This window comes from Stenotrophomonas maltophilia, from assembly GCF_039555535.1.
Classification (GTDB): Bacteria; Pseudomonadota; Gammaproteobacteria; order Xanthomonadales; family Xanthomonadaceae; genus Stenotrophomonas; species Stenotrophomonas maltophilia_Q.
In genome coordinates this window covers 1,168,236-1,192,833 of sequence record NZ_CP154630.1, presented here as the reverse complement: position 1 = coordinate 1,192,833, position 24,598 = coordinate 1,168,236, and the positions used below count along the sequence as shown (strand labels likewise).

The following is a 24,598-nucleotide window of genomic DNA, read 5'->3' as shown; positions in this document are numbered from 1 at the left end:
AACCCCTGCCAGCGCCGACGCCCGTGACCAACACCCCGTCTTCCGCCCCCTCCCCCCTCACCTACCGTGATGCGGGTGTCGACATCGACGCCGGCAACGAGCTGGTCGAGCGGATCAAGCCCCTGGTCAAGCGCAGCTTCCGCCCGGAAGTGATGGGCGGCCTGGGTGGCTTCGGCGCCCTGTTCGACCTGTCCAACAAGTACCGCGAACCGGTACTGGTGTCGGGCACCGACGGCGTGGGCACCAAGCTGAAGCTGGCCCACCAGCTGAACCGCCACGATACGATCGGCATCGACCTGGTCGCCATGTGCGTGAACGACGTGCTGGTGCAGGGTGCCGAGCCGCTGTTCTTCCTGGACTACTTCGCCACCGGCAAGCTGGACATCGACACCGCGGCGGCGGTCGTGGGCGGCATCGCCAACGGCTGCACCGAGGCCGGCTGCGCGCTGATCGGCGGCGAAACGGCTGAAATGCCCGACATGTATGCCCCGGGCGAGTACGACCTGGCCGGCTTCACGGTCGCTGCGGTAGAGAAGAGCGAGCTGAAGGACGGCGCCAGCGTGGCCGCTGGCGACGTGCTCATCGGCATCGCCTCCTCCGGCCCGCACTCCAACGGCTACTCGCTGGTCCGCCGCATCTACGACCGCGCCGGCCGCCCGGCCGATCTGGAGCTGGAAGGCGGCGTGAAGCTGGTCGATGCGCTGATGGCACCAACCCGCCTGTACGTCAAGCCGATCCTGTCGCTGCTGAAGTCGCATGGCGAGGCCATCCATGGCATGGCCCACATCACCGGTGGCGGCCTGACCGAGAACATCATCCGCGTGGTGCCCGACGGCCTCGGCCTGGACATCCAGGCGTCGTCCTGGACCCTGCCGCCGGTGTTCCAGTGGCTGCAGAAGGAGGGCGCGGTAGCCGACAGCGAGATGTGGCGCACCTTCAACTGCGGCATCGGCTTCGTGCTGATCGTCGCGCCGGACCAGGTGGCTGCGGTGTCCGAGGCGGTCAAGGCGCAGGGCCTGGAGCACTGGACCATCGGCCAGGTGGTCACCGCCGAAGGCGCCGAGCGCGTCCACATCGGCTGAGCCCGGCAACCAGGAGCCCGCATGGACGCATCGCCCCCCTTGTCGCCCGCCCCCGTGCCGCCGCCGCTGGTGACGGTACCGCCGTTCAGCGCGCAGGATGCCGACCACCTGCGCATGCTGGTCATCGCACACTACGTGGTCGGTGGCCTGATCGTGCTGTTCTCGCTGATCTTCATCCTGCACATCGTGATCGGCATCGCTGCGTTGACCGGCAGCCTGCCGATGAAGTCCGGCGGCGAGCCCTCCTCGCCGGAGGAACAGCGCCTGATGGGCTGGGTGTTCACTGTTCTCGGCTGCGTCGTCGTGTTCGGCGGCATCGCGCTGGGCGCGTTCGTGGCCTATGCCGGCCGCTGCCTGGCCCGCCGTCGCCGCCATCTGCTGTGCCTGATCGCGGCTGGCCTGGCCTGCCTGTTCACGCCGGTCGGCACGGTGCTGGGGGTGTTCAGCCTGATCACTCTGCTGCGTCCGCAGGTCAAGGCTGCCTTCGACGCTCCCACCACGACCGCATGACCGCCTCAGGCAATCCACCGCCACTGCCGCATCGGACCCTGGCGCAGCTGCAGCGGGTCAGCCATCTGCAGACACTGAGCGTGCTGTTCTACGCCCTGGCCGGTTTCCACTGGGTCGCCGCAGTGGCGTTCCTTGGCCTCAGTGGATGGGTGGCCCACTCACGCGGGCTGGACGATGCCTGGCTGCTGACCACAGTCTATGCCTCGATCGCCCTGCTGGCTGCGTTGCTGGGCTTCGTGCAGCTGCATACCGCGCGCCTGCTTTCACGCCGCACGGGCCTGGCCTGGTGCCAGCGCGCGGCGTGGCTGGCTGTGCTGGCTGGCCCACTGGGCATGGCGTTGACCGCCTATGCCTGGGTGTTCCTGTGCAAGCCGGAGATGGCTGCGCTGTTCGACCGCGGCGACCATCTCAGTGTCTGAGCCCGTGGGCAGACAGCCGCCCTTCCCTGATCGACCCGACATGTCCTCGCCCGCCTTCTCAACGACCGTCTCACCCACCCGCCACCGCTTCTCGGGCCCGAAGAAGCTGGCCTTCGCCGCCGTACTGGCGGTCTTCGCGATCAGCTGGATCCACCCGCTGTGGCCCACCGAGCAGGCCCTGCACAGCACGTTGACCGTGGTCGGGCTGGTCGCCCTGCTATGGGTCGACCGTCGCGGTGGCTGGCTGGGCGATGGCGCTTTCATCGCCATCTGCGGCTTCATCGCTCTGCACTGCGTGGCGGCGCGCTGGCTGTATTCCAACGTGCCCTACGACGCCTGGGCGCAGGCGCTGACCGGCTGGTCACCCAATGCGGCGTTCGGCTGGCAGCGCAATCACTTCGACCGCCTCATCCACTTCCTGTTCGGTGTCTGCTTCACCCCCGCGCTGCTGCAGCTGGCGCGCCACGCGTGGCCAGCACTGCGGCTGGGCCAGGCCTTCACCCTGGCGGTGATGACGGTGGTGTGCGCCAGCCTGGTCTACGAATGGTTCGAATGGGCCATCGCGCTGGCGCTGTCTCCGGATGCCGCCGAGGCCTACAACGGCCAGCAGGGTGACCTGTGGGATGCGCATGCCGACATGCTGATGGCGACCGTCGGCAGCCTGTTGACCTGGCCACTGATCCGCCGGAGTTCCCTGCAATGACCGCCCCAACCCGCATCGCCGTGCTCGCCTCGGGCCGCGGCAGCAACCTGCAGGCCATCCTCGACGCGATCGGCAGCGGCCGCCTGCCGGCCAAGGTGGTCGGCGTGTTCTCCGACCGCCCCGCTGCAGAAGCACTACAGCGCGTCGCACCGCCCCTGCGCTGGGCGCATGCGCCGAAGGCGTTCAGCGACCGCGCCGCCTACGAGCAGGCACTGGGCAATGCGCTGGCAGCAGTACAGCCGGACTGGATCGTCTGCGCCGGCTACATGCGCATCCTGGGTCCGGCCTTCGTGCAGCGCTTCGCTGGCCACCTGGTCAACATCCACCCGTCGCTGCTGCCGCTGCACAAGGGCCTGGACACCCACGCGCGGGCGCTGCAGGCCGGCGATGCCGAGCACGGTGCCAGCGTGCACCTGGTAGTGCCGGAGCTGGATGCCGGAGCCGTACTGGCGCAGGCACGGGTTCCCGTGCTGCCGGGCGACGACGCGCGCAGCCTGGCCGAGCGGGTACTGGCGGTGGAGCACCCGCTGCTGATCGCTACGCTGCAGCTGCTGTGCGCGGGTCGCCTGGCTGAACGGGAGGGCCAGCCCTGGTTGGACGGTCACCCCCTGTTTAGCCCCCTGGCCCTAGATTCCGCCGGAAACCTGAACCAGTAACGCCCTTGCACACGCCCCGCTGACTGCGGGGCTGGCATCCTGCCCCCTCCTGCGGCCCCTGTCCCCCATGAAGACCACGACGCTGCTGTCCACTTCACTGCTGTTGTCGCTTGCCGTGCTTCCCGGCGTGGGCTGGGGCCAGGCGCAGCCGCCTGCTGCTTCACCGGCACCGCCACCCGCACCCACTGCGCTGCCACCGAACGAGCCCAGCGTGCCGCTGTTGCCGGCACTGGCCTGGGAGCCGCCGCCGCTGCAGCCGTTCACCGCCACCTACCAGGCCTTCTACAAGGGCAAGGAAGCAGGTGATGCCAGCATGCAGGTCACCCACACCGGCGGCAGCCAGTGGCGGGTGGACATGCAGGTGGTCGGCCGCCGCGGCTTTGCCAGCGTGCTCGGCCTGAACATCGAGCAGAGCACGGTGTTCGAAGAGCGCAGTGGCGTCTACGCACCGCTCAGCCAGAGCACGGTGCGCAAGGGCCTGTTCCTCGGCAAGAAGGCCGTGGGCACCTACAACTGGCAGGCCGGTACCGCGCAGTGGACCGGTGACGTCAAGAAGGAACGTGCGCAGCCGATCCCGCTGCAGCCGGGCGACCAGAGCGCACTGCTGATCAACCTGGCGATCATGCGCGACGCCCGCCCGGGCGCCGCCATGCATTACCGCTACGTGGACATGGGCAAGGTCCGCCAGCACGATTACCAGGCCGCGCCGCAGACCGAGAACGTCGAGGTCGGCGACCTGTCCTACAACGCGCTGCGGGTCTACCGGACCAACGGCGGCAACAACGAAACCATCCTCTGGATCGCCAACGGTGTCCCCACCCCGGTGCGCATCCTGCAACGCGAAGACGGCGAAGACCGCGTCGACCTGCGCCTGATCGAATACCAAGGAGTCTGAGCATGAACACCCTGACCCGCCCCCTCACCTGGATCGCAGCCGCTGCCCTGACTGTGGCCAGCCTGCCGGCCATGGCGCTGGAGCCGTTCAAGGCCGACTACCTGGCCAGCTACATGGGCATGCAGGCCAACGGCACCATGACCCTGTCCAGCGAAGGCGCCAACAAGTGGCGCTACAGCCTGCAGGTGAAGAACCAGCTGGCCGACCTCAGCCAGAGCACCGTGTTCGAGGAAGTGCGCGGCCAGCTGCGCCCGCTCAGCAGCCAGGACCGTTCGGCCCTGCTGGTGAAGAAGCGCAACGTGCAGGCCACCTACAACTGGAGCAGCAACCAGGCCACCTGGACCGGCGACATCAAGCCGGACCGCGCCGGACCGATTGCTCTGAAGTCCGGTGACATGGATGCGCTGCTGATCAATCTGGCGATCGCCCGTGACCTGGCGGCCGGCAAGCCGCTGACCTACCGCATGGTGGACGAGGGCCGGATCAAGAACATGACCTACCGCGTGATCGGCAAAGAGTCGATCACCGTGGGCGGCAAGAGCTACGAGGCCACGAAGGTCTCGCGTGCCGATGGCAACAAGGAGCTGATCGCCTGGATCGTACCGGACTTCCCGGTGCCGGCGCGGATGCTGCAGCGTGAGAGCGGCCGCGATGCGCTGGACCTGACCATCAAGGCGATGAACTGAGCGCCCGCGGTCTGATCCCTTTCCAACGGGAAGGGCTCCTGACCCCGACAGCGACCCGGCGCCTTCATCCACGCATGGCGTGGATCTACCGTAAAAAAACGCCCGCTTTCGCGGGCGTTCTGCTTACTTCTTTTCGTCGGCCGCGGCCGGCGTGAACTCGGTGCGGCAGTCCACGCGGATCTGCTCGCCGGTGCTGCGCCAGACAAACGTACGGCAATGGCGGTTGCCGTCCTGGCTGTCGTTCACCGCAACCGCATAGAACGACTCGATGATCTCGTCACGCGTGACCGTGCCGTCGCCGTTCCAGTCCATGTCCTTCTGCTCGATGCCCTGGGTGATGGCGATGTTGGCGTACCAGGCGTAGCCCAGCCACGCCAGCACGATCAGCACCAGGGCCAGCAGCGCCTTGCGGCGCGGGCTGAACTTGCCGCGCAGGATCATGGCACGCGCCGGATGGTGGCGCCGAGCGAAGACAGCTTCTCTTCGATGTTCTCGTAGCCACGATCAAGGTGGTAGATGCGGTCGATGGTGGTGTCGCCGCTGGCCATCAGGCCGGCCAGGATCAGCGACGCCGACGCACGCAGGTCGGTCGCCATCACCGGTGCGCCACTCAGGTGCTCGCTGCCACGCACGATGGCGGTGTGGCCTTCGACCTGGATGTCCGCGCCCAGGCGCAGCAGTTCGTTGACGTGCATGAAACGGTTCTCGAAGATCGTTTCGTTGATCACGCCCACACCGTCGGCCACGCAGTTGAGTGCCATGAACTGCGCCTGCATGTCGGTCGGGAACGCCGGGTACGGCGCGGTGGTCAGGTTGACCGCCTTCGGCCGCTTGCCCTGCATGTCCAGGGTGATGCTGTCGTCGGTGGTGTCGATCTTCGCACCGGCCTCGACCAGCTTGGACAGCACGGCATCCATGGTGCTCGGGCGCGCACGGTTCACCGTGACCTTGCCGCCGGTCATCGCCGCAGCGACCAGGAAGGTGCCGGTCTCGATGCGGTCGGGCAGCACTTCGTGACGGCCACCGGACAGGCGCTCGACGCCTTCGATGACCAGGCGGGCGGTACCCAGGCCTTCGATCTTCGCGCCAAGGGCGATCAGGCAGTGCGCCAGATCGGTCACTTCCGGTTCCATCGCGCAGTTGTCGAGGATGGTGGTGCCTTCAGCCAGCACCGCGCCCATCAGCACATTCTCGGTGCCGGTGACGCTGACCATGTCGAAGGTGAAGTGACCACCCTTCAGGCGCTTGGCGGTGGCCTTGATGAAGCCGTTCTCGACCACGATCTCGGCGCCCAGCGCCTGCAGGCCCTTGATGTGCTGGTCAACCGGGCGCGAACCGATCGCGCAGCCGCCGGGCAGCGACACTTCCGCCGCGCCGAAGCGCGCCAGCAGCGGGCCCAGCACCAGGATCGAGGCGCGCATGGTCTTGACCAGCTCGTACGGCGCAACATGCTGGTTCACCGAGCGCGGATCGACCACGATCGCACTGCCACGCGACAGCGTGCCCTGGTCGATGGTGACCTTGGCGCCCAGCTCGCCCAGCAGCTTCACCGTGGTGACCACGTCGTGCAGGTGCGGCACGTTGGTGATCTCCACCGGCTCATCGGCCAGCAGGGTCGCGCAGAGAATGGGGAGGACGGCGTTCTTGGCGCCGGAGATGCTCACTTCACCGTGCAGCGCAGCGCCGCCGGTCACAACGATCTTGGCCATGTATTCGGGATCTTCTGCGGTTCAGCCGGCTTCGGCCGGGGTCACGGTTTTCAGCGCCAGCGCGTGGATCGCGCCGCCCATCAGGTCGCCCAGGGTGGCATACACCATGCGGTGGCGGGCCAGCGGCATCTTGCCGGCGAAGGCCTCGCAGACCACGGTCGCTTCGAAATGCACGCCATCGTCGCCCTGCACGTCGGCGCGGGCGCCGGGAAGGCCGGTTTCGATCAGATTGCGGATGGTGTCGGCGTCCAACGGGCTTTCCTAATAAAATGTGCCTCCATTCTACTTCCGCTGCGTGGCGTCCGCATGGCCGAATCCCTGTTGCCCCCCCGTTCCGTCGATCCTGCCGGCCTGATCGCCAGCGGCCGCCGCGTCTTCGAGATCGAGCGGCAGGCGCTGGATGCGGTGGCCGACCGCCTCGGCGAGGCCTTCCAGCAGGCCTGCCAGGCGATCCTGGCCAGCCGTGGCCGGGTGGTCGCCACCGGCATGGGCAAGTCCGGGCATATCGCCCGCAAGATCGCCGCTACCCTGGCCTCTACCGGAACGCCGGCGTTCTACGTGCACCCCGGCGAAGCCGGCCACGGCGATCTCGGCATGATCACCGAGGACGACGTGGTGCTGGCCCTGTCCTATTCGGGCGAATCGGACGAGGTGCTGATGCTGCTGCCGGTGCTCAAGCGCCAGGGCAACGTACTGATTTCCATGACCGGCCGTGCGCAGTCCAGCCTGGCTACCGCCGCCGACGTCCACCTGGACGTGAGCGTGCCGGCCGAGGCCTGCCCGCTGGCGCTGGCGCCCACCTCCAGCACCACCGCCTCGCTGGCGATGGGCGATGCGCTGGCCGTGGCCCTGCTCGACGCACGTGGCTTCACCGCCGATGACTTCGCCCGTTCTCACCCGGCCGGCAGCCTCGGCCGCCGCCTGCTGCTGCACATCACCGACGTCATGCACACCGGCGACGACCTGCCCAGCGTGGGCGCCGACGCCAGCCTCAGCGAAGCGCTGATGGAGATGAGCCGCAAGCGGCTGGGCATGACCGCCGTGGTCGACGCCGACGGCGTGCTGATCGGCCTGTTCACCGACGGCGACCTGCGCCGTGCGCTGGACAGCGCGCTGGACGTGCGCACCGCGAAGATCGCCGATGTAATGACCCGCAACCCGCGCACCATCGGCGCCGACCAGCTGGCAGTAGAGGCCGCCCGGCAGATGGAAACCCAGAAAATCAATGGCCTGATCGTGGTTGATGGCCAGGGCCGCGCAGTCGGCGCCCTGAACATTCATGACCTGTTGCGGGCCCGGGTGGTTTAACCGACAGTCCATAGACCCCATTCAGTCTGTAACGCCGCACCCGCCCACAACGAGCCTGCCGCCCTGATGCCCTGGTCCCCCCTGCCCGCCTTCCCCGCCCACCTGCATGCCGCTGCGGCCCAGATCCGCCTGGCCTGCTTCGACGTGGACGGCACCCTCACCGACGGTCGGCTGTACTACGACAAGGACGGCAACGAGAGCAAGGCGTACTTCGTGCAGGACGGCCTGGGCCTGAAACTGCTGCAGCAGCACGGCATCCATCCCGTGCTGATCACCGCGCGCAACAGCCAGTCCGCGCTCAAGCGCGGCGCCGACCTCGGCATCGATACCCAGATCGCCGTGGGCGACAAGCTGGCCAGCGTGCAGGCGCTGTGTGCGCAGCACGGCATCGGCCTGGAACAGGTGGCGTTCATGGGCGATGACCTGCCCGACCTGGCGCCGCTGGGTGCGGTCGGCCTGGCCGTGGCCCCGGCCAACGCCCACCCGTGGATCGCCGAGCGCGTGCACTGGCAGACCCGCGCCGATGGCGGCCGTGGCGCAGCCCGTGAGCTGTGCGACATCCTGCTGGCCGCTCAGGGCCGCGTGGATGCGGTGCTGGCGAGGTTCGGCGCATGAACCTGCCCACCTTGAACTGGCGCACCCTGCTCGGCATCGGCCTGCTGCTGGCGGCACTGCTCAGCAGCTGGGCGGCGCTGCGCAACCGCGACAAGGGCCCGGCCAGTGCCGGCCAGGAGGTCGGCGTGGATTACATCCTGCATGACTTCCAGATTGTCGCCCTGGATGAGCACGGCAAGGAATCGACCACCCTGCGCGCACCGCTGCTGGAACGCCAGCGCGGCGACCAGACCATCAACATCGCCACCCCGCTGTTCGAGATGCCGGACAAGGATGGCAAGCACTGGACCCTGCGTGCCGAGACCGGCTGGCTCAGCGCCAAGGGCGACGAGATGAAGCTGCGCGGCAATGTCGCCGGCGACAGCCCGGCGGGCCCGGGCGTGGTGCCGACCACCTTCCGCACCGACCACCTGGACGTGTTCCCGAAGGAGAACCGTGCCCGCACCGATGCGCTGGTCACCATGACCCGCCCGGGCATGGAACAGTCCGGCGTCGGCTTTGAGGTGGATTCGAAGAACAACACGTATCATTTCCTCAGCCAGTCCAAGGGCCGCTACACGCCCAAACGCTGATTCCGCCGCCAGCCCGCGACGTCTCCGGACAGGCGCAGGGCCGGCAGCCCCACCCTCCGCCCCCGGCCCGCCCGGGAGGCCCTCACCGGTAGAACGGACCCCGATGAAGATTCCCTTTGCCGCCGTACTCGCGCTCGCTCTTCTTGTCCCCAGCGCCGCCTTCGCCAAGTCCACCGACCGCAACGAAGACATGCACATCGATTCCGGCGCCCAGTCCGGCATGCTCACCGGCGACGGCAAGACCGTGCTGTCGCAGGGCGTGATCATCACCCAGGGCACGCTGGACCTGCGCTCGTCCGAGGCCGAGATCTACCTCAAGGACGGCGAGGCCGTGCGCGTGGTGTTCACCGGCAAGCAGGCCAAGATGAAGCAGCAGCTTGATGACGGCACCTGGATGGACGCGCTGGCTGACCGCATCGATTACGACATCAAGACCGAGATCATCACCCTGACCGGCAACTACAAGGTCACCAGCGCGCGCGGCACCAATGCCGGCCAGCGCATGGTCTACAACACCCGTACCGGCGAGATGAACTCCGGTGGTGACGGCAGCCGCGTGCGTACCGTCATCCCGCCGAAGAACAAGACCCCGGCCGCGCCGGCGGCACAACCCAGGGCCGCCACGCCGGCACAGCCGGCCGGGAGCAAGAAGTAATGCTCGTCGCCAAGGGCCTGCGCAAGACGTACAAGCAGCGCGAAGTGGTCAAGGACTTCGGGCTGACCCTCGATGCGGGTGAAGTGGTGGGCCTGCTCGGCCCCAACGGCGCCGGCAAGACCACCTGTTTCTACATGATCGTCGGCCTGGTCGCCGCCGATGCCGGCAGCATCGTGCTCGACGGCAAGGACATCACCGGTGACCCGATGTACACCCGCGCCAAGCAGGGTGTGGGCTACCTGCCGCAGGAACCCTCGGTGTTCCGCAAGTTGACCGTGGCAGACAACATCCGCCTGGTGCTTGAACTGCGCGAGGACCTGGACTCGGCCGGCCGCGAGCGCGAATTGAACGGCCTGCTCGACGAACTGCAGCTGGGCCATGTCGCCGACCAGCTCGGCGCCAGCCTGTCCGGTGGCGAACGCCGCCGCTGCGAGATCGCCCGCGCACTGGCCGCGCAGCCGCGCCTGATCCTGCTCGACGAACCGTTCGCCGGTGTCGACCCGATTTCGGTCGGCGAGATCCAGCGCATCGTCACCCATCTCAAGCAGCGTGGCATCGGCGTGTTGATCACCGACCACAATGTGCGCGAGACCTTGGGTATCTGCGACCGCGCGTATATCCTCGCCGAGGGCAGCGTGCTGGCCCAGGGTTCGCCGGAGGCGATCCTGGACAATGCCGACGTGCGTCGGGTCTACCTTGGGGATTCCTTCAAGCTGTGACTGCGGTCGCCGGGTCCCTTTCCTTCCTTTCGGCACAGGCATGAAGACTCGGCTGCAGACATCGTTGGGACAGCAACTGGTGCTCACGCCCCAGTTGCAGCAGGCGATCAAGCTGCTGCAGATGTCGACCACCGAGCTGGAGCTGGAGATCGCGCAGGCAGTGGAGAGCAACCCACTGCTGGACTGGGCCGACAGCAATGACAGCAGCGCCGCCAATGAAGGCAGCGATGGCAACGACAACGAAGCGCCTGCAGAACGCAGCGATGAAGGCGACGATTGGGCGCCGGCCGAACTGGACTGGACGGCGACCGGCAGCGGTGGCAGCTTCGATGATGACGACGATACCGGCAGCGCCGCCGAACGCGTGGCCGAAACCGAGACGCTCGCCGACCACCTGCTGTGGCAGCTGCACCTGTCGCATCTTTCTGCCAGCGATCGCAGCATCGGCGCGGCGCTGATCGATGCACTGGACGATGACGGCTACCTGCGCGAACCGCTGGGAACCATCGCCGAAACCCTGTTGCCGGCGATCCACGCCGACGAGGACGAGATCCTTGCCGTGCTGCATCGCATCCAGCGTTTCGATCCGGTCGGTGTGGCTGCACGCACGCTCGGCGAATGCCTGCAGCTGCAGCTGGACGTGCTGCCCGATGAAACGCCGGGCCTGCTGCTGGCGCGACAGATTGCCGCAGGACCGCTGGAGCGGTTGCCGCGCAGCGGCGTCGCCGGGCTCGCCCACGAACTGAAACAACCCGTGGACGAGGTCGAGACGGCGGTCGCCCTGCTGCGCTCGCTGGACCCGCGCCCGGGTACCCAGATCGCCCCCCTGTCGCAGGACACCTACGTGGTGCCGGACGTGGTGGTGTGGCGGCAGAACGGCGTGTGGTGTGCGGCGCTGGCCGGGCACGCCGGGCCGAAGGTGGTGATCCATCGCGGCTACGAACAGCTGATCCGTCGCTGTGGTGACGCCGACGCGGGCTACCTGCGCGCCCAGCTGCAGGAAGCGCGCTGGCTGCTGAAGGGCCTGCAGCAGCGTGGCGAGACCCTGCTGCGGGTGGTGCGCAGCCTGATCCTGCAGCAGGCCGGTTTCCTGGAGTTCGGCGAGCAGGCCCTGCGCCCGCTGACCCTGCGCGAGATCGCCGCCGAGCTCGGCCTGCACGAATCCACAGTGTCGCGCGCGATCGCGCGCAAGCACGTGCGTACCCCGCGCGGCACCCTGCCGCTGCGCGCCTTCTTCGCCTCGGGCATCGATACCGAGGGCGGCGGCGAAGCATCCAGCACCGCCATCCAGGCGATGATCCGCCGCCTGATCGACGACGAGAACCCGCGCAAGCCACTTTCTGACGCCAAGCTGGCTGACCTGCTCAAATCGTCGGGAATTCCAGTAGCGCGACGCACCGTGGCGAAGTATCGTGAAGCCATGAACATTTCCGCCTCGCACGAAAGGGTCAGAATCGCTTGACGCGCCGCCGCGCCCGGCGGAGAGGTTCATTGGCACATCCGAACACAGGAGAAACCCGATGCGCATCGAAACGTTTGGCAAAGATGTCGAAGTCACCCCGGCCCTGCAGTCCTATGTAGAGGAGAAGCTGGCCCGGATCGGCAAACACTTCGACCAGCACTGCGAAGCGCGGGTGACCCTCAAGCTGCAGAAGACCGAGCACCACGTCGACGCCAGCCTCAATATCCCGGGACAGACCCTGCACGCCGAGGCCGGCGGCCAGACCATGTACGCCGCAATCGACCTGCTTGCGGACAAGCTTGACCGCCTGGTGATCAAGCACAAGGAGAAAAAACAGCAGCACGCACCGCTGCCGGTGGGCGACAATGGTGGCTGATCGCCACCGTTCCCCGCAGACATGCCCCTGACTGACCTCCTGGCGGCCGTGCAGACCCAGCTCTGCACGGCCACCGACCGTGACAGCGTCCTGCAGGCCGCCGCCGGGTTGCTGGCCTGCCGCCAGGCCAACGCCGAACAGATCTATCTGAACCTGTGCCAGCGCGAAGCGCTGGGCAGCACCGCGATCGGCCACGGCATCGCCATTCCCCACGGCCGCGCGCCGACCCTGGACCGCCCGCGTGGCGCCCTGTTGCGCCTGACCAGCCCGGTCGACTTCGGTGGCGACGAGCCGGTGGACCTGGTGTTCGCGATGGCCGTTCCCGCCCACTACACCCACCAGCACCTGATGCTGCTGTCCGAGCTTGCCGAATTGTTCTCGGCGGCGGATATCCGCCAGGCCCTGCGCCAGGCAGGCGACGCGCGGGCCCTGCGCAAGGCGCTGGACATGACCCCACCTGCGAGTGCCGCATGAATACCAGCATCACCGCCCGTGAACTGTTCGAACAGCAGCGCGAGCGGCTGGGGCTGCGCTGGGCTGCAGGCAAATCCGGCGAGAAGCGCGAGCTGGAGGCCGGCAATACGGTCTCGCGGCGCCCCTCGCTGGCCGGCTACCTCAATGCGATCTATCCCAACAAGGTGCAGATCCTCGGTACCGAGGAACTGTCCTGGCTGGATGCGCTGGAACCGCGCCAGCGTTGGGAAACGATCGAAAAAATCATGCAGTCGCACCCACTGGCACTGGTGCTGACCCGCAACCAGGCGTGCCCGGAAGACCTGCGTGCCGCCGCCGATGAATCCGGCACCCCGTTGTGGCTCTCGCCCAAGCGCGGCCACGAACTGCTCAACCACCTGTCCTACCACCTGGCGCGTACGCTGGCGCCGCGGGTGATCCTGCATGGCGTGTTCATGGAGATCTACTCCATCGGCGTGCTGATCACCGGCGAAGCGGGGTCCGGCAAGAGCGAGCTGGCGCTGGAGCTGCTCAGCCGTGGCCATCGCCTGGTGGCCGACGATGCGCCCGAGTTCACCCAGATCGCACCCGACGTGCTCGACGGCACCTGCCCCGAACTGCTGCAGGACCTGCTGGAAGTGCGCGGCCTGGGCGTGTTGAACGTGCGCGAGATGTTCGGCGACACGGCTGTAAAGAAGAACAAGTACCTTCGGCTGATCGTCCACCTGACCAAGCCGATGACCGAACCCACTCCGCATGGCTACGAGCGCCTGACCGGCGATTCGGGCACCCGCCATGTGCTGGACCTGGACGTGCCGCTGATCACGCTGCCGGTGATGCCCGGCCGCAATCTGGCCGTGCTGACCGAGGCGGCCACCCGCCTGCATATCCTGCGGACCAAGGGCATCGACCCGGCGGCGATGTTCATCGCCCGCCACAGCAACCTGCTGGAACGGCGAACGCCCTGACCCCCTGCCCTTCGAAGAGCCTGTCCATGAGCACCGTCCCCCCCTCCGCCCCGACCCTGATCATCGTCAGCGGCCTGTCCGGCTCGGGTAAATCCGTCGCCCTGAAGACCTTCGAGGACCAGGACTACTACTGCTCGGACAACCTGCCGATCAACCTGCTGCCGGACTTCGTACGCAGCCTGCTGGCCAATCGCGGCCGCAGTGCACCGCGCCGGCTGGCCGTAGGCATCGACGTGCGTGGGCAGGCCGACCTGAGCCAGCTGGGCGACTGGCGGCAGCTGGCCGCCGACGCCGGCGTGGAGGTGAAGGTGCTGTTCTTCGAAGCCAGCGACGAGACGCTGCTCAAGCGCTACGCAGACACCCGCCGCCGCCATCCGTTGAGCCAGCTGGGGCTGTCCCTGCCCGAAGCCATCGCCCGCGAACGCGAACTGACCGCGCCGCTGCGGCGCGACGCCGATGCGGTGATCGATACCAGCAGCCTCAATGTGCACCAGCTGCGCCGTCGCATCGTCACCGAGTTCGCGATGGGCCATGCCACCAGCCTGTCGCTGTTGTTCGAATCGTTTGCCTACAAGCGTGGCGTGCCGGCCGAAGCAGACTTCGTGTTCGACGCACGGGTGCTGCCCAACCCGCACTGGGATCCGGACCTGCGGGCGATGAGCGGTCGCGAACCCGGCGTGCGCGATTACCTGGAAGCACAGCCGGATGTGCAGCGCTACGTGGCCCAGCTGATGGACTTCCTCGATACCTGGCTGCCGAAGCTGGGGGATGGCACCCGCAGTTATGTAACCGTGGCGTTCGGCTGCACCGGCGGCAAGCACCGGTCGGTGTTCCTGGCCGAGCGCATGGCCCGGCATGCCCGCGAGATGGGCTGGGAAGACGTGGCGACCTACCACCGCGAACAGGATTGAGGGGGTCGGCCGGGCTGCGCCCGGCACCCGCCGAGGCCAAGGCAACGGCAACGGCAACGTCAAACGCCTGCATTTCGAGGGATGCGGGGCGGTCTGGATCGGCAGGACACGCCGTAAACCCGTCCCTGGGGGCTCGATGGCGCCATCCATGGCGCCAACGGTCCTGCCGATCCAGACCGCCCCACCTCTGACAGATCTCTGCTGCTGTTGGTAGGTGTCGACCCTGGTCGACACGGTAGATCCACGCCATGCGTGGATGAATCTCTGTCAGGCATCAAAAAACGGGCAGGGTCGGATCCCTTTTCAACAGAAAAAGGGCTCCGATCCGAGCATCGCTGAATACGGGACACAGTGCCCCTCTCCTGCTGCTATCGCCAATTCACCTTGACCTGTTAACGTGCAGTAATGACCTGTGGCATTCTCCTCGTAACACATCCCGGGGTCGGGACCGCCCTGCTTGACGTGGCGACCCGGCTCCTGCGGCAATTGCCGCTGAAAACCGAAGCTTTCGAAGTACCGTTCGACGCAGACCTGGACGCCCTGCTCCCGCTCGCCTCGGCCGCCCTGCGGCGGGTCGATGGGGGTGACGGTGTGCTGATCCTGACCGACCTGTACGGCGCCAGCCCCGCCAACCTTGCCGGGCAGCTGGCCCGGCTGGGGACCCCGGTTCGCCGGGTGTCGGCGCTGAGCCTGCCGATGTTGCTGCGGGTGATGAATTATCCGGAACAGGGACTGGATCAACTGCCCGCCACAGCCGCGGCGGGTACCCGTAATGGAGCGATAGTCGACGATGCTTGAACGAGAACTCACCGTGAGCAACCGCCTGGGCCTGCACGCCCGGGCCACCGCCAAGCTGGTGCAGACCCTGGCGCCGTTCCGCTGCAACGTGACCATGGCCGCCAAAGGCCGTGAGATCAACGCCAAGAGCATCATGGGCGTGATGCTGCTGGCCGCCGGCCAGGGCACCCCGGTCACCGTGCGCATCAATGGCGAGGACGAAGCCGCCGCGATGGAGGCGGTGGTCGGCCTGTTCGAACGCCGTTTCGACGAGGACAGCTGAGCGTGCCACGCGCACGCGCCGGCCAGCCCCCTTCCGGCCAACGGCCGGTACTGCTGCTGGCGGGCCACGGTGCCGCCCGCGGCACGGCAATGGGCCGCGCCCGCGTGCGCCTGCCGCATGCACTGGAAGTGGCCGAGCAGCGCGTTGCCGCCAACCAGGTCGAGGCCGAGCTGGCCTGCCTGCATCGCGCGGTGGATGCCGCACGCACGGAGATGCACGAGCTGCGCCAGCGCCTGCATGGGGCCCTGAACCAGGAAGTGGGTGAGTTCCTCGACCTGCATGCGCTGCTGCTGGACGATCCCGAGCTGCTCTATGGCCTGGACGAACTGATCCGCAGCGGACCGTACAGCGCCGGCTATGCATTGCGCCTGCAGCGCGACCGCCTGGCCAAGGTCTTCGACGGGATGGACGATGCCTACCTGAAGAGCCGCATGGACGACCTCGACCATGTGATCGGCCGCATCCATGCCTTCCTGCAGCCCGAACGCCCACCTGCGGTGAAAGGCCTGGCCGGCGAGATCCTGGTCTGCGACAACATCGCGCCCTCTGAACTGGCACAGCTCCAGGCACAGGGCGTAGTCGGCATCGTCACCGCCGCCGGCAGCGCGCTCTCGCACAGCGCGATCCTTGCGCGCAGCCTGCACCTGCCCTTGATCGTCAACGTGCCGCAGCTTCTCAGCCGCATCGCCGATGGCGACGTGCTGATCATCGATGGCGCCGACGGCAGCATCACCGCCAATCCACAGGCCGATAATCTGCGCGACTATCGCGCACGACTGAAGGAACACGCGCGCGAACAGCGCGAGCTCGGCCGCCTGCGCAGCAAGCCCAGCCGCACCCGCGACCAGGTCGACATCGCCCTGCTGGCCAATGCCGAATCGCTGGAGGACGTGACCCAGGCGCATGCGCTGGGCGCCCACGGCCTGGGCCTGTACCGCACCGAATTCCTGTTCCTGCAGCGCAACGAGCTGCCCGACGAAGAAGAACAGTTCCAGACCTACCGCGATGCCGCCCTGGGCATGAGCGGGCGACCGGTGACCATCCGCACCCTCGACCTGGGCGCGGACAAGGCTGATCGCACCGGCCTGACCCTGAGCAACGAGGAAAACCCGGCGCTCGGCCTGCGTGGCGTACGCCTGTCGCTGGCACGGCCGAAGGTAGCCGACACCCAGCTGCGCGCGATCCTGCGCGCCTCGGCCTACGGCAAGCTGCGGGTGCTGGTGCCGATGGTCAGCACCCGCGAGGAGCTGCTGGCGGTGCGCCGGCGCATGCTCAAGCTGACCGAACAGCTGCGCAACGAAGGCCACATGGTGTCCGACCACGTGCCACTGGGCGCGATGATCGAAGTCCCGGCCGCTGCACTGGCGCTGGAAAGCTTCATCGACCTGGTCGATTTCCTGTCGATCGGTACCAATGACCTGGTGCAGTACCTGCTGGCGGCCGACCGCAACAATGAAGCGCTGGGCGAGCTGTATTCGCCGTTGCACCCGGCGGTGCTGCGGCTGCTGCAGATGGTGATCGAGACCGGCGCGCGCCACCGCATCCCGGTGGCGGTCTGCGGCGAGATGGCCGGCGATGCGCGGATGACGCCACTGCTGCTGGCACTGGGCCTGACCGAATTCAGTCTGCATCCCGGCACCCTGCTCGAGGTCCGCCGCGCGATCCGCGAGGCCGATCTGGCGACGTTGCGTGCACGCGCGCCCAAGCTGCTGGCCGCGCGCGACCGCCGCGCCATCGAGCGCTGGCTGGCGCTGGTGGCGGACGCGTCCTGATTTCCGCGCCACGCGCTCGCCGGGCATGGCCCGGCGGAATTTGTGGACCCCGCTGGCCGCTGGCCCGACGCAGATTCGATCCGCAGAAACAGCCCCTTGTTGTTCAAGGGGCGCGCCGACAGGCGCGGGGATAAGGTTGAATGCGTGGACCCCGGTGGCCGCAGGCCAGCGGGGTATGCGTTGAAACATCCCCTTGCGATAATGACGCGCTGAACACCCCTGTTGCCGCATCCTTGCCGGGATCGCGGCTTTTCTTATACCCGCGGGAGCTGCGATGGCTGAAGCTGTACGCCACGACAAGACTGCGCGCCAACTGCGGATGTTGTCCGATGCACTGGACAGCGGCCGGCTGGGCCCGGTGCGTCGCCTGGTCAACACCCTGGCCCCGGCCGAGATCGGCAACCTGCTCGAGTCACTGCCACCGGGCAAGCGCGAGGTGGTGTGGGGCCTGGTCGATCCGGAAGATGACGGCGAGGTGCTGGTCCACGTCGGCGACGACGTGCGCGAAAGCCTGCTCGCGGACATGGACCCGGACGAGATCATCGCCGCGGTCGAAGACCTGGACATCGACGACCTGGCCGACCTGGTCGAGGACCTGCCGGATACGGTCATCGACGAAGTCCTCAAGTCGATGGACCGCGAGAACCGTGAGCGCCTGGAACAGGTGCTGTCCTATCCAGAGGACAGTGCCGGCCGCCTGATGAACCCGGACGTGGTGACCGTGCGCGCCGACGTCAATGTCGACGTCGTGCTGCGCTACCTGCGCCTGCGCGGTGAACTGCCCGACCACACCGACCACCTGTTCGTGGTCAGCCGCCGCCACCAGTACCTCGGCCGGGTGTCGCTGGCGGCACTGGTGACCCACGAGGACACCACCCCGATCAACCGCCTGATCGACGACGAGCAGCCAGCCATCGACGTCGGCGAGAGCGACCAGGAAGTCGCCCGCCAGTTCTCCGACCACGACTGGATCTCCGCGCCGGTGGTGGATGACAACAACATCCTGGTCGGCCGCATCACCATCGATGACGTGGTCGACATCATCCGCGGCCAGGCCGAGCACCAGGCGCTGGGCGCCGCCGGCCTGGACGAGGACGAGGATCTGTTCAGCCCGGTCTGGCGCGCGATGCGCCGCCGCCTGATGTGGCTGTCGGTGAACCTGTGCACGGCCTTCCTGGCCTCCAGCGTGGTCGGCCATTTCGAAGGCACGATCGACAAACTGGTGGCGCTGGCGGTGCTGATGCCGATCGTCGCCGGCCTCGGTGGCAACGCCGGTACCCAGGTGCTGGCCCTGATGGTGCGCGGCCTGGCGCTGGGCCAGGTGGGCGCCTCCAACGCCCGCACCCTGCTGTGGAAGGAAGTGCGCGTCGCGCTGCTGAACGGCGTGATGCTGGGTTCGGTGCTGGGCCTGATCGTGCTGGCCTGGTTCCACTCGCCCGGGTTGTCGGCGGTGATCGCCATCGCGCTGACCTGCAACCTCCTGTTCGCTGCATTGGCGGGCGTGCTGGTGCCGTTGACGCTGAAACGCTTCGGCTTCGACCCGGCGCTGGCCAGCGGCATCTTCCTGACCGCGGTGACCGACTCGATGGGCTTCTTCACCTTCCTCGGCCTGGCCACCCTGGTGCTGCTGCACTGACCGTCCCATGGGTCGGATCCCCGCTGCGCGGGGCTCTGGCCCGATCCCAACTGGATCCCCCATGGCAACGACAATCGAAAACTACTTCCTGCCCGGCTGGCGCGACCAGCAGCACACCTGCCCGGCCTGTGAATGGAAGGGCTGCTCGCGGGCCATGGTGATGGAGCTGGACGAGGACGCCACCGAGTACGACTGCCCGGTCTGCGAGAACCCGCTGCTGGTGGTGCTGCATCCGGACATGGCACAGGTACAGGCCGCCGCTGCCGAAGGCAATGCAGAAGCACAGGAGCAGCTGGACATCATCGCCAGCTTCCCGCGGCCGGAGTGACGCGGCGCATGATGCTGCGTTGACCCACGCCGGACTACGATGCGGGTGACCCTACCGCCTCGGGAACGCCCATGGTCCGTTCGATGTCGCGCTGGCTGCCGCTGCTGGCCTTTCTGATGATGACGGGCTGTGCCTCGCTGCCGGACAGCGCGCGCGGTCGCTTCGAGGCCCGCGCAGTGAAGGTGGATGGCGAAACGGCTTACTACCAGGTGTTCATTCCGGCGGCATCGGCGCGCACGCCGGGCTCGCTGCCGGTCGTGCTGTTCCTGCATGGCTCCGGCGAGCGCGGCGGCGATGGCGTCAAGCAGACCCACGCTGGATTGGGACCGTACCTGCGCGCGCATGCGGCCGATTTCCCGGCGCTGGCCGTATTTCCGCAGGTGCCGGGGCGCGAGGAATGGAGCGGACGCAACAACCGCGTGGCGCTGGCTGCGCTGGACGCCGCCATCGCCGAGTTCGGTGCCGACCCAGCGCGCCAGTACCTGACCGGCATGTCGATGGGAGGCTATGGCAGCTGGGACATCGCGCTGGACGACCCACGCCGCTTCGCGGCGATCGTGCCGGTGTGCGGCGCGGTACTGGCCCCGCGTGCGGTGCGCCCGACCCTGTTCGTCGAGCAGGTCGCGCAGGAGCCCGACCCGTACGCGACCATCGCCCAGCGCCTGCGGCACACCCCGATCTGGATCTTCCACGGCGCACTGGATGACGTGGTCCCACCGGACGACGACCGCCGGCTTCACAGCGCCTTCCTGGCCACCAATGCACGCGACATGCGCTATACCGAGTACCCGGAAGGCAACCACAACGCCTGGGATGCCACCTATGCGGACCCGGCAATGTGGGCGTGGCTGTTCGCGCAGAAGCGCTGAGCCACAGCCCCTGGTAGCTGCCAACCTTGGTTGGCATTGACTGCTCTGGTAGTTGCCAACCTTGGTTGGCACTGGCCTACCTGAAACCAAGCCAGTCCCCGATGTTCATTGGAAGCAGGCCTGTCCATGCTTGCTCCATGCAGAACACACGTCTCCTGCTCGGTCGTCGCTCCAGCATCGGCCTCAGCTATATCCTCACCACCGTCGTCCATGACCGCGCACCGCTCTTCACCAACGCCGCAGCGGCCGCCTTGGCAATGCGCGAATTCCAGCGACTGGATCAGGAAGGCTTCACCCGCTCGATCGCCTACGTGGTCATGCCCGACCACATCCACTGGCTGGTCGAACTGCGCGCGGGGACGCTGGAAACCGTCATGAAGCGCTTCAAGTCGCGCACAGCCCAGCAGGCAAATCGCTTGCTGGGGCGGATCGGGCGCGTCTGGCAGGCGTGCTATCACGATCATGCAATCCGCTCTGACGAATCGTTGCACCGGCATGCGATGTATCTGATGGGAAATCCGATCAGGGCCGGGCTGACGACGCGGCTGGGGCAATATCCCCACGCATGGTGCGAATGGGAGCTCGGGGCTTCGTGTGATCCGCTCGACAACTTGGGCGCGGATAGATAGTGCCAACCAAGGTTGGCATCTACCAGAGCGGTGCGCGGTCAAGCCGCGCGGTAAGTGTGTCAACCAAGGTTGACACCTACCAGAGCGGGCATCAGCCCAGCAGGGTTTCCAGCACGGCCATGCGCACGGCGACGCCGTTGGCGACCTGGCGCAGTACCCACGACTGCGGGCCGTCGGCCACCTCGTCGGTCACTTCCACGCCGCGGTTGATCGGGCCCGGGTGCAGCACCGCGGCATCCTTGCCGGCGCGTGCCAGGCGCTCATTGGTCAGGCCGTACTGTGCGTGGTACTGCTCCAGCGACGGCACCAGGCCTTCTTCCATGCGCTCGCGCTGCAGGCGCAGCATCATCAGCGCGTCGACGCCTTCCAGCATCGCATCGAAATCATCGCCGACCACACAGCCCTTCAGCGTCTCGTCGTCCGGCAGCAGCGACTGCGGGCCGCACACGCGGATCTCGCCCACGCCAAGCGTGCGCAGCGCGTGCAGATCCGTGCGGGCCACGCGCGAGTGCTTCACGTCGCCGACAATCACCACCTTCAGCTTCGAGAAATCCGGGCCCTTGGCCTGGCGCAGGGTCAGCATGTCCAACAGGCCCTGGGTCGGGTGCGAACTGCGGCCGTCACCGGCGTTGATCAGCGCAGTGCCCTCGCCCGCCGCTTCGGCCAGGGCGGCCACGGCGCCGTCATCGGGATGGCGCACGACGAAGCCACGCACGCCCATCGCTTCCAGGTTGCGCAGCGTGTCGCAGGCGGTTTCGCCCTTGCGCGTGGACGAGGTCGAGGCATCGAAGTTCAGCACGTCGGCGCCCAGGCGCTGCGCGGCCAGCTGGAACGAACTGCGGGTGCGCGTGGACGGTTCGAAGAACAGCGTGCACACCGCCGAACCGCCCAATACGTGGCGCTTGTTGCCGACGCGACCGACCGCAGCATCGCGGATCTGCCCTGCCCGGTCCAGCAGCTGCAACAGGGTTTCGCGCGGCAGGGCCTCCAGGGTCAGCAGGTGGCGCAGGCGTCCGGAGGCATCGATTTGCTGGGCAGTCATGGCGGGTGTCGGTAGTCAGGGAATGGGGGTGGCGTCGTCCGGCGACGACAGCCAGCGGTCGATGATCACCGCCGCGGCCACGGCATCGAGGGCGGCCGCATCGCGGCGGCGCTTGCGCCCTTCGGCGCGCTCGACGGCGAAGCGGCGGGCGGCTTCGACCGAGCTGGAGCGCTCGTCGATCATCACCACGGGCAGCTTGAAGCGTTCCCGCAGCTGGCGGGCAAAGCCCTGCGCGCGCTTGCGGTTGGGCTGGTCCTGGCCGTCCAGGGTCAGCGGGTCGCCGACCACCAGGCCATCGGGCTTCCATTCCTTGAGCAGGCGCTCGATCGCGGTCCAGTCCGGGCCGTTGCCATGCACATCGACCACCGCCACCGCGCGCGCATGCGCCGCGAAGGCACTGCCGATGGCCACGCCGATCCGTCGCGAGCCGACATCGAAACCCAGAACGGTGCCGTCACGGCGGATCGCCGGGGCAGAAGATACCGGTGCGGGCGCGGCCGGCTCAGACATGGCCGCTGTAATCCGTCAGCCGGAACAGGTCCACGCCGATACGCGAGGCCGCACCCTGCCAGCGCTGCTCCAGTGGCAGCTGGAACACCAGCTCGGCGTCGGCCGGCACGGTCAGCCAGCTGTTCTCGGACAGCTCGCTTTCCAGCTGCCCTGCGCCCCAACCGGCACAGCCGAGGGTGACCACGGCGTTGGCCGGGCCTTCGCCTCGCGCCATCGCCTCGAGGATATCGCGCGAGGTGGTCAGGTACAGGCCATTGCCCACGGTCAGGCTGGAATCCCACGCCCGCGCGTCGTCATGGATGACGAAGCCGCGCTCGGGATGCACCGGGCCGCCGTTGAGCACCATGCGCGCCTGCAGGTCGCCATCGCCGGTGGTGATGTCCATCTGTGCAAGCACTTCACCGAGCGTGTACTCGGAAGGCTGGTTGACCAGCACGCCCATCGCCCCGTTCTCGTCGTGCTGGCAGATCAGCGCGACGCTGCGGGCGAAGGTCGCGTCGAGCAGCGACGGCAGCGCGACGAGCAGGTGATCGGCAAGGGAGGTCGGCGTTACAGGCATGGCCCCATTCTAGCGGCTGGGCGCGCCGGGCGCCTCCACTCGACGGTCACGGCGCGCATAATGACGTCCCACCGCGCAGGAGTTCGACGTGTCCGGTTACTGCCTCATCGCCCCGGGCCATCCGGTGCACGACTACTACCACGCCAACGAGTACGGCTTCCCGCAGCGTGACGAGCGCGAGCTGTTCGAACGACTGGTGCTGGAGATCAACCAGGCCGGCCTGAGCTGGGAAACGATCCTGAAGAAGCGCGAGGGCTTTCGCACGGCCTATGACGGTTTCGATGTGGACCGTGTGGCAGCCTATGCCGAGCAGGACATCGAACGCCTGCTGTCGGACGCCGGCATCATCCGCAACCGGCTGAAGGTGCTGGCGGCGATCCACAACGCGCAGGTGATCCAGCAGCTGCGGGCCAGCCACGGCAGCTTCGCGTCGTGGCTGGATGCGCACCACCCGCGCAGCAAGGCCGACTGGGTGAAGCTGTTCAAGAAGACCTTCCGCTTCACCGGCGGCGAGATCACCGGCGAGTTCCTGATGAGCTTGGGCTACCTGCCCGGTGCGCATGCCGAGGACTGCCCGGTGCATGCGCGGCTGCTAACGCTGTCGCCGCCGTGGTTGCAGGCCGCCACCCGCTGATGGATATCCGCCGGGCATGGACCGGCGTTACCACGCGTGGGTTCCGGTAGTGCCGGCCGCTGGCCGGCAACCCCGTTGAACGGTCACACGCCCATGTAGCGGCCAGGGCGGTGGTTGAACATCAGCACCAGGCTGAGCACCACCGCGCCGATGGCCGAGTACAGCACCTTCGACGGCGACAGCACGAAGAACGCGGCCACCATCAGGCAGGCGTCGTAGGACATCTGCACCTTGCCCGCGCTCCAGCCGCGGGTGCGCTGCAGGTACACCGCCAGGATGCCGATGCCACCCAGGCTGGCACGGTGGCGGATGAAGAACAGGATGCCCAGGCCCGACAACGCGCCACCGACGATCGCCGAGTACAGCGGGTGGATGTGCGAGAAGTCGATCCAGCGCGGCAGCAGGTCGGTCAGCACGCCACAGGCGGTGACCGCGGCGAAGGTCTTCAGGGTGAATTCCCAGCCCATGCGCCGCACCGCCACCCAGTAGAACGGCAGGTTGACCAGCACGAACACCACGCCGAAGTTCCAGTCCAGCGCGTAGTGCAGCAGAAAGGCCATGCCGGCCATGCCGCCGATCATCAGCCCGCTCTTGGCGAAGATGGCCAGCCCCAGCGAGGCCACCATGGTGGCCAGCACCATGCCCTGCACGTCCTCGGCGATCGAGTGGCGCAGCGCTTTTCCGTCGGCGGTGGTGCCGGCGCTGTCGGGCGGCGGGGTCAGCGGACCAGCGGTGACCAGGTGGCCGTCAGCGTCGTCGCACGGCGCGGGGCCATGGGAGGGAAGGGACATACGGGTGGGGAACAGCAGGTGGGGAGCGGTATTAGACACGATCTGCATGACAGTTGCAGATGAAATCGT

The 24,598-nt window shown here is 67.6% G+C and carries 32 protein-coding genes; 25 read left to right on the top strand and 7 right to left on the bottom strand.

The features are described from left to right. The first annotated feature begins 23 nt into the window (after positions 1–23). The 7 genes from purM (at position 24) to AASM09_RS05505 (ending at position 4,951) form a co-directional block, all read left to right on the top strand. Entirely contained in the window at positions 24–1,082 is a 1,059-nt protein-coding gene (purM, locus tag AASM09_RS05535; protein ID WP_049427462.1) for a phosphoribosylformylglycinamidine cyclo-ligase, read from the top strand. A 21-nt stretch (positions 1,083–1,103) separates the two neighbouring features. Beyond that, a complete protein-coding gene (locus AASM09_RS05530) occupies positions 1,104–1,592 on the top strand; it encodes a hypothetical protein (RefSeq protein ID WP_049427463.1) in 489 nt (162 codons plus the stop codon). Then, the gene (locus AASM09_RS05525) at positions 1,589–2,011 is read left to right on the top strand and encodes a hypothetical protein (RefSeq protein ID WP_049427465.1); all 423 of its coding nucleotides are present in this window, start codon (positions 1,589–1,591) and stop codon (positions 2,009–2,011) included. The genes AASM09_RS05530 and AASM09_RS05525 overlap by 4 nt, the downstream gene beginning before the upstream one ends. A 40-nt stretch (positions 2,012–2,051) precedes the next feature. Then, a complete protein-coding gene (locus AASM09_RS05520; protein ID WP_049427467.1) occupies positions 2,052–2,714 on the top strand; it encodes a DUF2238 domain-containing protein in 663 nt (220 codons plus the stop codon). Next, positions 2,711–3,370 carry a phosphoribosylglycinamide formyltransferase gene (gene purN / locus AASM09_RS05515; RefSeq protein WP_049427469.1) on the top strand — a complete coding sequence of 220 codons (660 nt, stop codon included), beginning with the start codon at positions 2,711–2,713 and terminating at the stop codon, positions 3,368–3,370. Before AASM09_RS05520 ends, purN begins: the two co-directional genes overlap by 4 nt. Before the next feature lie 67 nt (positions 3,371–3,437). Next, positions 3,438–4,265, top strand: a complete 828-nt coding sequence (locus AASM09_RS05510; protein ID WP_049427470.1) for a DUF3108 domain-containing protein — start codon at positions 3,438–3,440, stop codon at positions 4,263–4,265. A 2-nt stretch (positions 4,266–4,267) separates the two neighbouring features. Further along, positions 4,268–4,951, top strand: a complete 684-nt coding sequence (locus AASM09_RS05505; protein ID WP_049427472.1) for a DUF3108 domain-containing protein — start codon at positions 4,268–4,270, stop codon at positions 4,949–4,951. A 123-nt stretch (positions 4,952–5,074) separates the two neighbouring features. On the opposite strand, the gene AASM09_RS05500 is transcribed toward AASM09_RS05505, so the two are convergent. Genes AASM09_RS05500 through AASM09_RS05490 form a run of 3 tightly spaced genes read right to left on the bottom strand, consistent with a single transcriptional unit; the run spans position 5,075 to position 6,912 of the window. Beyond that, on the bottom strand, positions 5,075–5,392 hold the full coding sequence (locus AASM09_RS05500) for a hypothetical protein (RefSeq protein ID WP_049427475.1): 318 nt from the start codon (positions 5,390–5,392) through the stop codon (positions 5,075–5,077). Continuing rightward, positions 5,389–6,660, bottom strand: coding sequence for a UDP-N-acetylglucosamine 1-carboxyvinyltransferase (murA, locus tag AASM09_RS05495; RefSeq protein WP_049427476.1), 1,272 nt, complete (start codon positions 6,658–6,660; stop codon positions 5,389–5,391). Before murA ends, AASM09_RS05500 begins: the two co-directional genes overlap by 4 nt. 21 nt (positions 6,661–6,681) lie before the next feature. Beyond that, positions 6,682–6,912 carry a BolA family protein gene (locus AASM09_RS05490; protein WP_005408396.1) on the bottom strand — a complete coding sequence of 77 codons (231 nt, stop codon included), beginning with the start codon at positions 6,910–6,912 and terminating at the stop codon, positions 6,682–6,684. A 54-nt stretch (positions 6,913–6,966) separates the two neighbouring features. Between AASM09_RS05490 and AASM09_RS05485 the strand changes: the two genes are divergently transcribed. The 17 genes from AASM09_RS05485 to AASM09_RS05405 all read left to right on the top strand — a co-directional run bounded on the left by AASM09_RS05485 (position 6,967) and on the right by AASM09_RS05405 (position 20,993). After that, the gene (locus AASM09_RS05485; RefSeq protein WP_049427478.1) at positions 6,967–7,968 is read left to right on the top strand and encodes a KpsF/GutQ family sugar-phosphate isomerase; all 1,002 of its coding nucleotides are present in this window, start codon (positions 6,967–6,969) and stop codon (positions 7,966–7,968) included. 66 nt (positions 7,969–8,034) lie between these two features. Next, complete coding sequence (locus AASM09_RS05480; RefSeq protein WP_049427480.1) at positions 8,035–8,583, top strand: KdsC family phosphatase; 549 nt, start codon at positions 8,035–8,037, stop codon at positions 8,581–8,583. Beyond that, entirely contained in the window at positions 8,580–9,155 is a 576-nt protein-coding gene (gene lptC / locus AASM09_RS05475) for an LPS export ABC transporter periplasmic protein LptC (protein WP_049427482.1), read from the top strand. The genes AASM09_RS05480 and lptC overlap by 4 nt, the downstream gene beginning before the upstream one ends. Before the next feature lie 103 nt (positions 9,156–9,258). Further along, the gene (gene lptA / locus AASM09_RS05470; RefSeq protein ID WP_049427484.1) at positions 9,259–9,810 is read left to right on the top strand and encodes a lipopolysaccharide transport periplasmic protein LptA; all 552 of its coding nucleotides are present in this window, start codon (positions 9,259–9,261) and stop codon (positions 9,808–9,810) included. Beyond that, positions 9,810–10,529, top strand: coding sequence for an LPS export ABC transporter ATP-binding protein (gene lptB, locus AASM09_RS05465; RefSeq protein WP_049427486.1), 720 nt, complete (start codon positions 9,810–9,812; stop codon positions 10,527–10,529). Before lptA ends, lptB begins: the two co-directional genes overlap by 1 nt. Further along, positions 10,483–11,991 (top strand): RNA polymerase factor sigma-54, encoded by a 1,509-nt coding sequence (locus AASM09_RS05460; protein WP_370671849.1) that lies wholly within the window; start codon positions 10,483–10,485, stop codon positions 11,989–11,991. Before lptB ends, AASM09_RS05460 begins: the two co-directional genes overlap by 47 nt. A 58-nt stretch (positions 11,992–12,049) precedes the next feature. Further along, complete coding sequence (gene hpf / locus AASM09_RS05455; protein ID WP_005415556.1) at positions 12,050–12,367, top strand: ribosome hibernation-promoting factor, HPF/YfiA family; 318 nt, start codon at positions 12,050–12,052, stop codon at positions 12,365–12,367. A gap of 21 nt (positions 12,368–12,388) precedes the next feature. Then, positions 12,389–12,841 carry a PTS sugar transporter subunit IIA gene (locus AASM09_RS05450; RefSeq protein WP_049427489.1) on the top strand — a complete coding sequence of 151 codons (453 nt, stop codon included), beginning with the start codon at positions 12,389–12,391 and terminating at the stop codon, positions 12,839–12,841. After that, positions 12,838–13,788, top strand: a complete 951-nt coding sequence (gene hprK, locus AASM09_RS05445; RefSeq protein WP_005408388.1) for an HPr(Ser) kinase/phosphatase — start codon at positions 12,838–12,840, stop codon at positions 13,786–13,788. Before AASM09_RS05450 ends, hprK begins: the two co-directional genes overlap by 4 nt. 26 nt (positions 13,789–13,814) lie before the next feature. Further along, positions 13,815–14,699, top strand: coding sequence for an RNase adapter RapZ (gene rapZ, locus AASM09_RS05440; protein ID WP_049427492.1), 885 nt, complete (start codon positions 13,815–13,817; stop codon positions 14,697–14,699). Positions 14,700–15,104: 405 nt separating this feature from the next. Continuing rightward, positions 15,105–15,497 carry a PTS sugar transporter subunit IIA gene (locus tag AASM09_RS05435; RefSeq protein WP_005408386.1) on the top strand — a complete coding sequence of 131 codons (393 nt, stop codon included), beginning with the start codon at positions 15,105–15,107 and terminating at the stop codon, positions 15,495–15,497. Then, complete coding sequence (locus tag AASM09_RS05430) at positions 15,490–15,759, top strand: HPr family phosphocarrier protein (protein ID WP_005408385.1); 270 nt, start codon at positions 15,490–15,492, stop codon at positions 15,757–15,759. The genes AASM09_RS05435 and AASM09_RS05430 overlap by 8 nt, the downstream gene beginning before the upstream one ends. A 2-nt stretch (positions 15,760–15,761) precedes the next feature. Beyond that, positions 15,762–17,531, top strand: a complete 1,770-nt coding sequence (ptsP, locus tag AASM09_RS05425; protein ID WP_049427624.1) for a phosphoenolpyruvate--protein phosphotransferase — start codon at positions 15,762–15,764, stop codon at positions 17,529–17,531. Positions 17,532–17,805: 274 nt separating this feature from the next. Then, positions 17,806–19,167 carry a magnesium transporter gene (gene mgtE, locus AASM09_RS05420; protein ID WP_010483662.1) on the top strand — a complete coding sequence of 454 codons (1,362 nt, stop codon included), beginning with the start codon at positions 17,806–17,808 and terminating at the stop codon, positions 19,165–19,167. Between the two features lie 61 nt (positions 19,168–19,228). Beyond that, positions 19,229–19,495 carry a hypothetical protein gene (locus AASM09_RS05415; RefSeq protein WP_049427625.1) on the top strand — a complete coding sequence of 89 codons (267 nt, stop codon included), beginning with the start codon at positions 19,229–19,231 and terminating at the stop codon, positions 19,493–19,495. Between the two features lie 71 nt (positions 19,496–19,566). Beyond that, the gene (locus AASM09_RS05410) at positions 19,567–20,364 is read left to right on the top strand and encodes a prolyl oligopeptidase family serine peptidase (protein WP_080354970.1); all 798 of its coding nucleotides are present in this window, start codon (positions 19,567–19,569) and stop codon (positions 20,362–20,364) included. Between the two features lie 137 nt (positions 20,365–20,501). Continuing rightward, entirely contained in the window at positions 20,502–20,993 is a 492-nt protein-coding gene (locus AASM09_RS05405) for an REP-associated tyrosine transposase (protein WP_049427631.1), read from the top strand. 91 nt (positions 20,994–21,084) lie between these two features. Here AASM09_RS05405 and AASM09_RS05400 read toward each other — a convergent pair whose 3' ends face one another. From AASM09_RS05400 to AASM09_RS05390, 3 genes are read right to left on the bottom strand one after another with little or no spacing between them, the layout of a single operon-like run. Then, positions 21,085–22,035, bottom strand: a complete 951-nt coding sequence (locus tag AASM09_RS05400) for an aspartate carbamoyltransferase catalytic subunit (protein WP_049427626.1) — start codon at positions 22,033–22,035, stop codon at positions 21,085–21,087. Between the two features lie 15 nt (positions 22,036–22,050). Further along, a complete protein-coding gene (gene ruvX, locus AASM09_RS05395) occupies positions 22,051–22,545 on the bottom strand; it encodes a Holliday junction resolvase RuvX (protein ID WP_049427627.1) in 495 nt (164 codons plus the stop codon). Continuing rightward, positions 22,538–23,104 (bottom strand): YqgE/AlgH family protein, encoded by a 567-nt coding sequence (locus tag AASM09_RS05390; protein ID WP_049427628.1) that lies wholly within the window; start codon positions 23,102–23,104, stop codon positions 22,538–22,540. The genes ruvX and AASM09_RS05390 overlap by 8 nt, the downstream gene beginning before the upstream one ends. 88 nt (positions 23,105–23,192) lie before the next feature. On the opposite strand from AASM09_RS05390, the gene AASM09_RS05385 reads away from it, so the two are divergent. Then, positions 23,193–23,738 (top strand): DNA-3-methyladenine glycosylase I, encoded by a 546-nt coding sequence (locus tag AASM09_RS05385; protein WP_049427629.1) that lies wholly within the window; start codon positions 23,193–23,195, stop codon positions 23,736–23,738. Positions 23,739–23,821: 83 nt separating this feature from the next. Here the strand turns inward: AASM09_RS05385 and AASM09_RS05380 are convergent, their stop codons facing one another. Then, complete coding sequence (locus tag AASM09_RS05380; protein WP_049427633.1) at positions 23,822–24,529, bottom strand: YitT family protein; 708 nt, start codon at positions 24,527–24,529, stop codon at positions 23,822–23,824. Positions 24,530–24,598 lie beyond the last annotated feature (69 nt).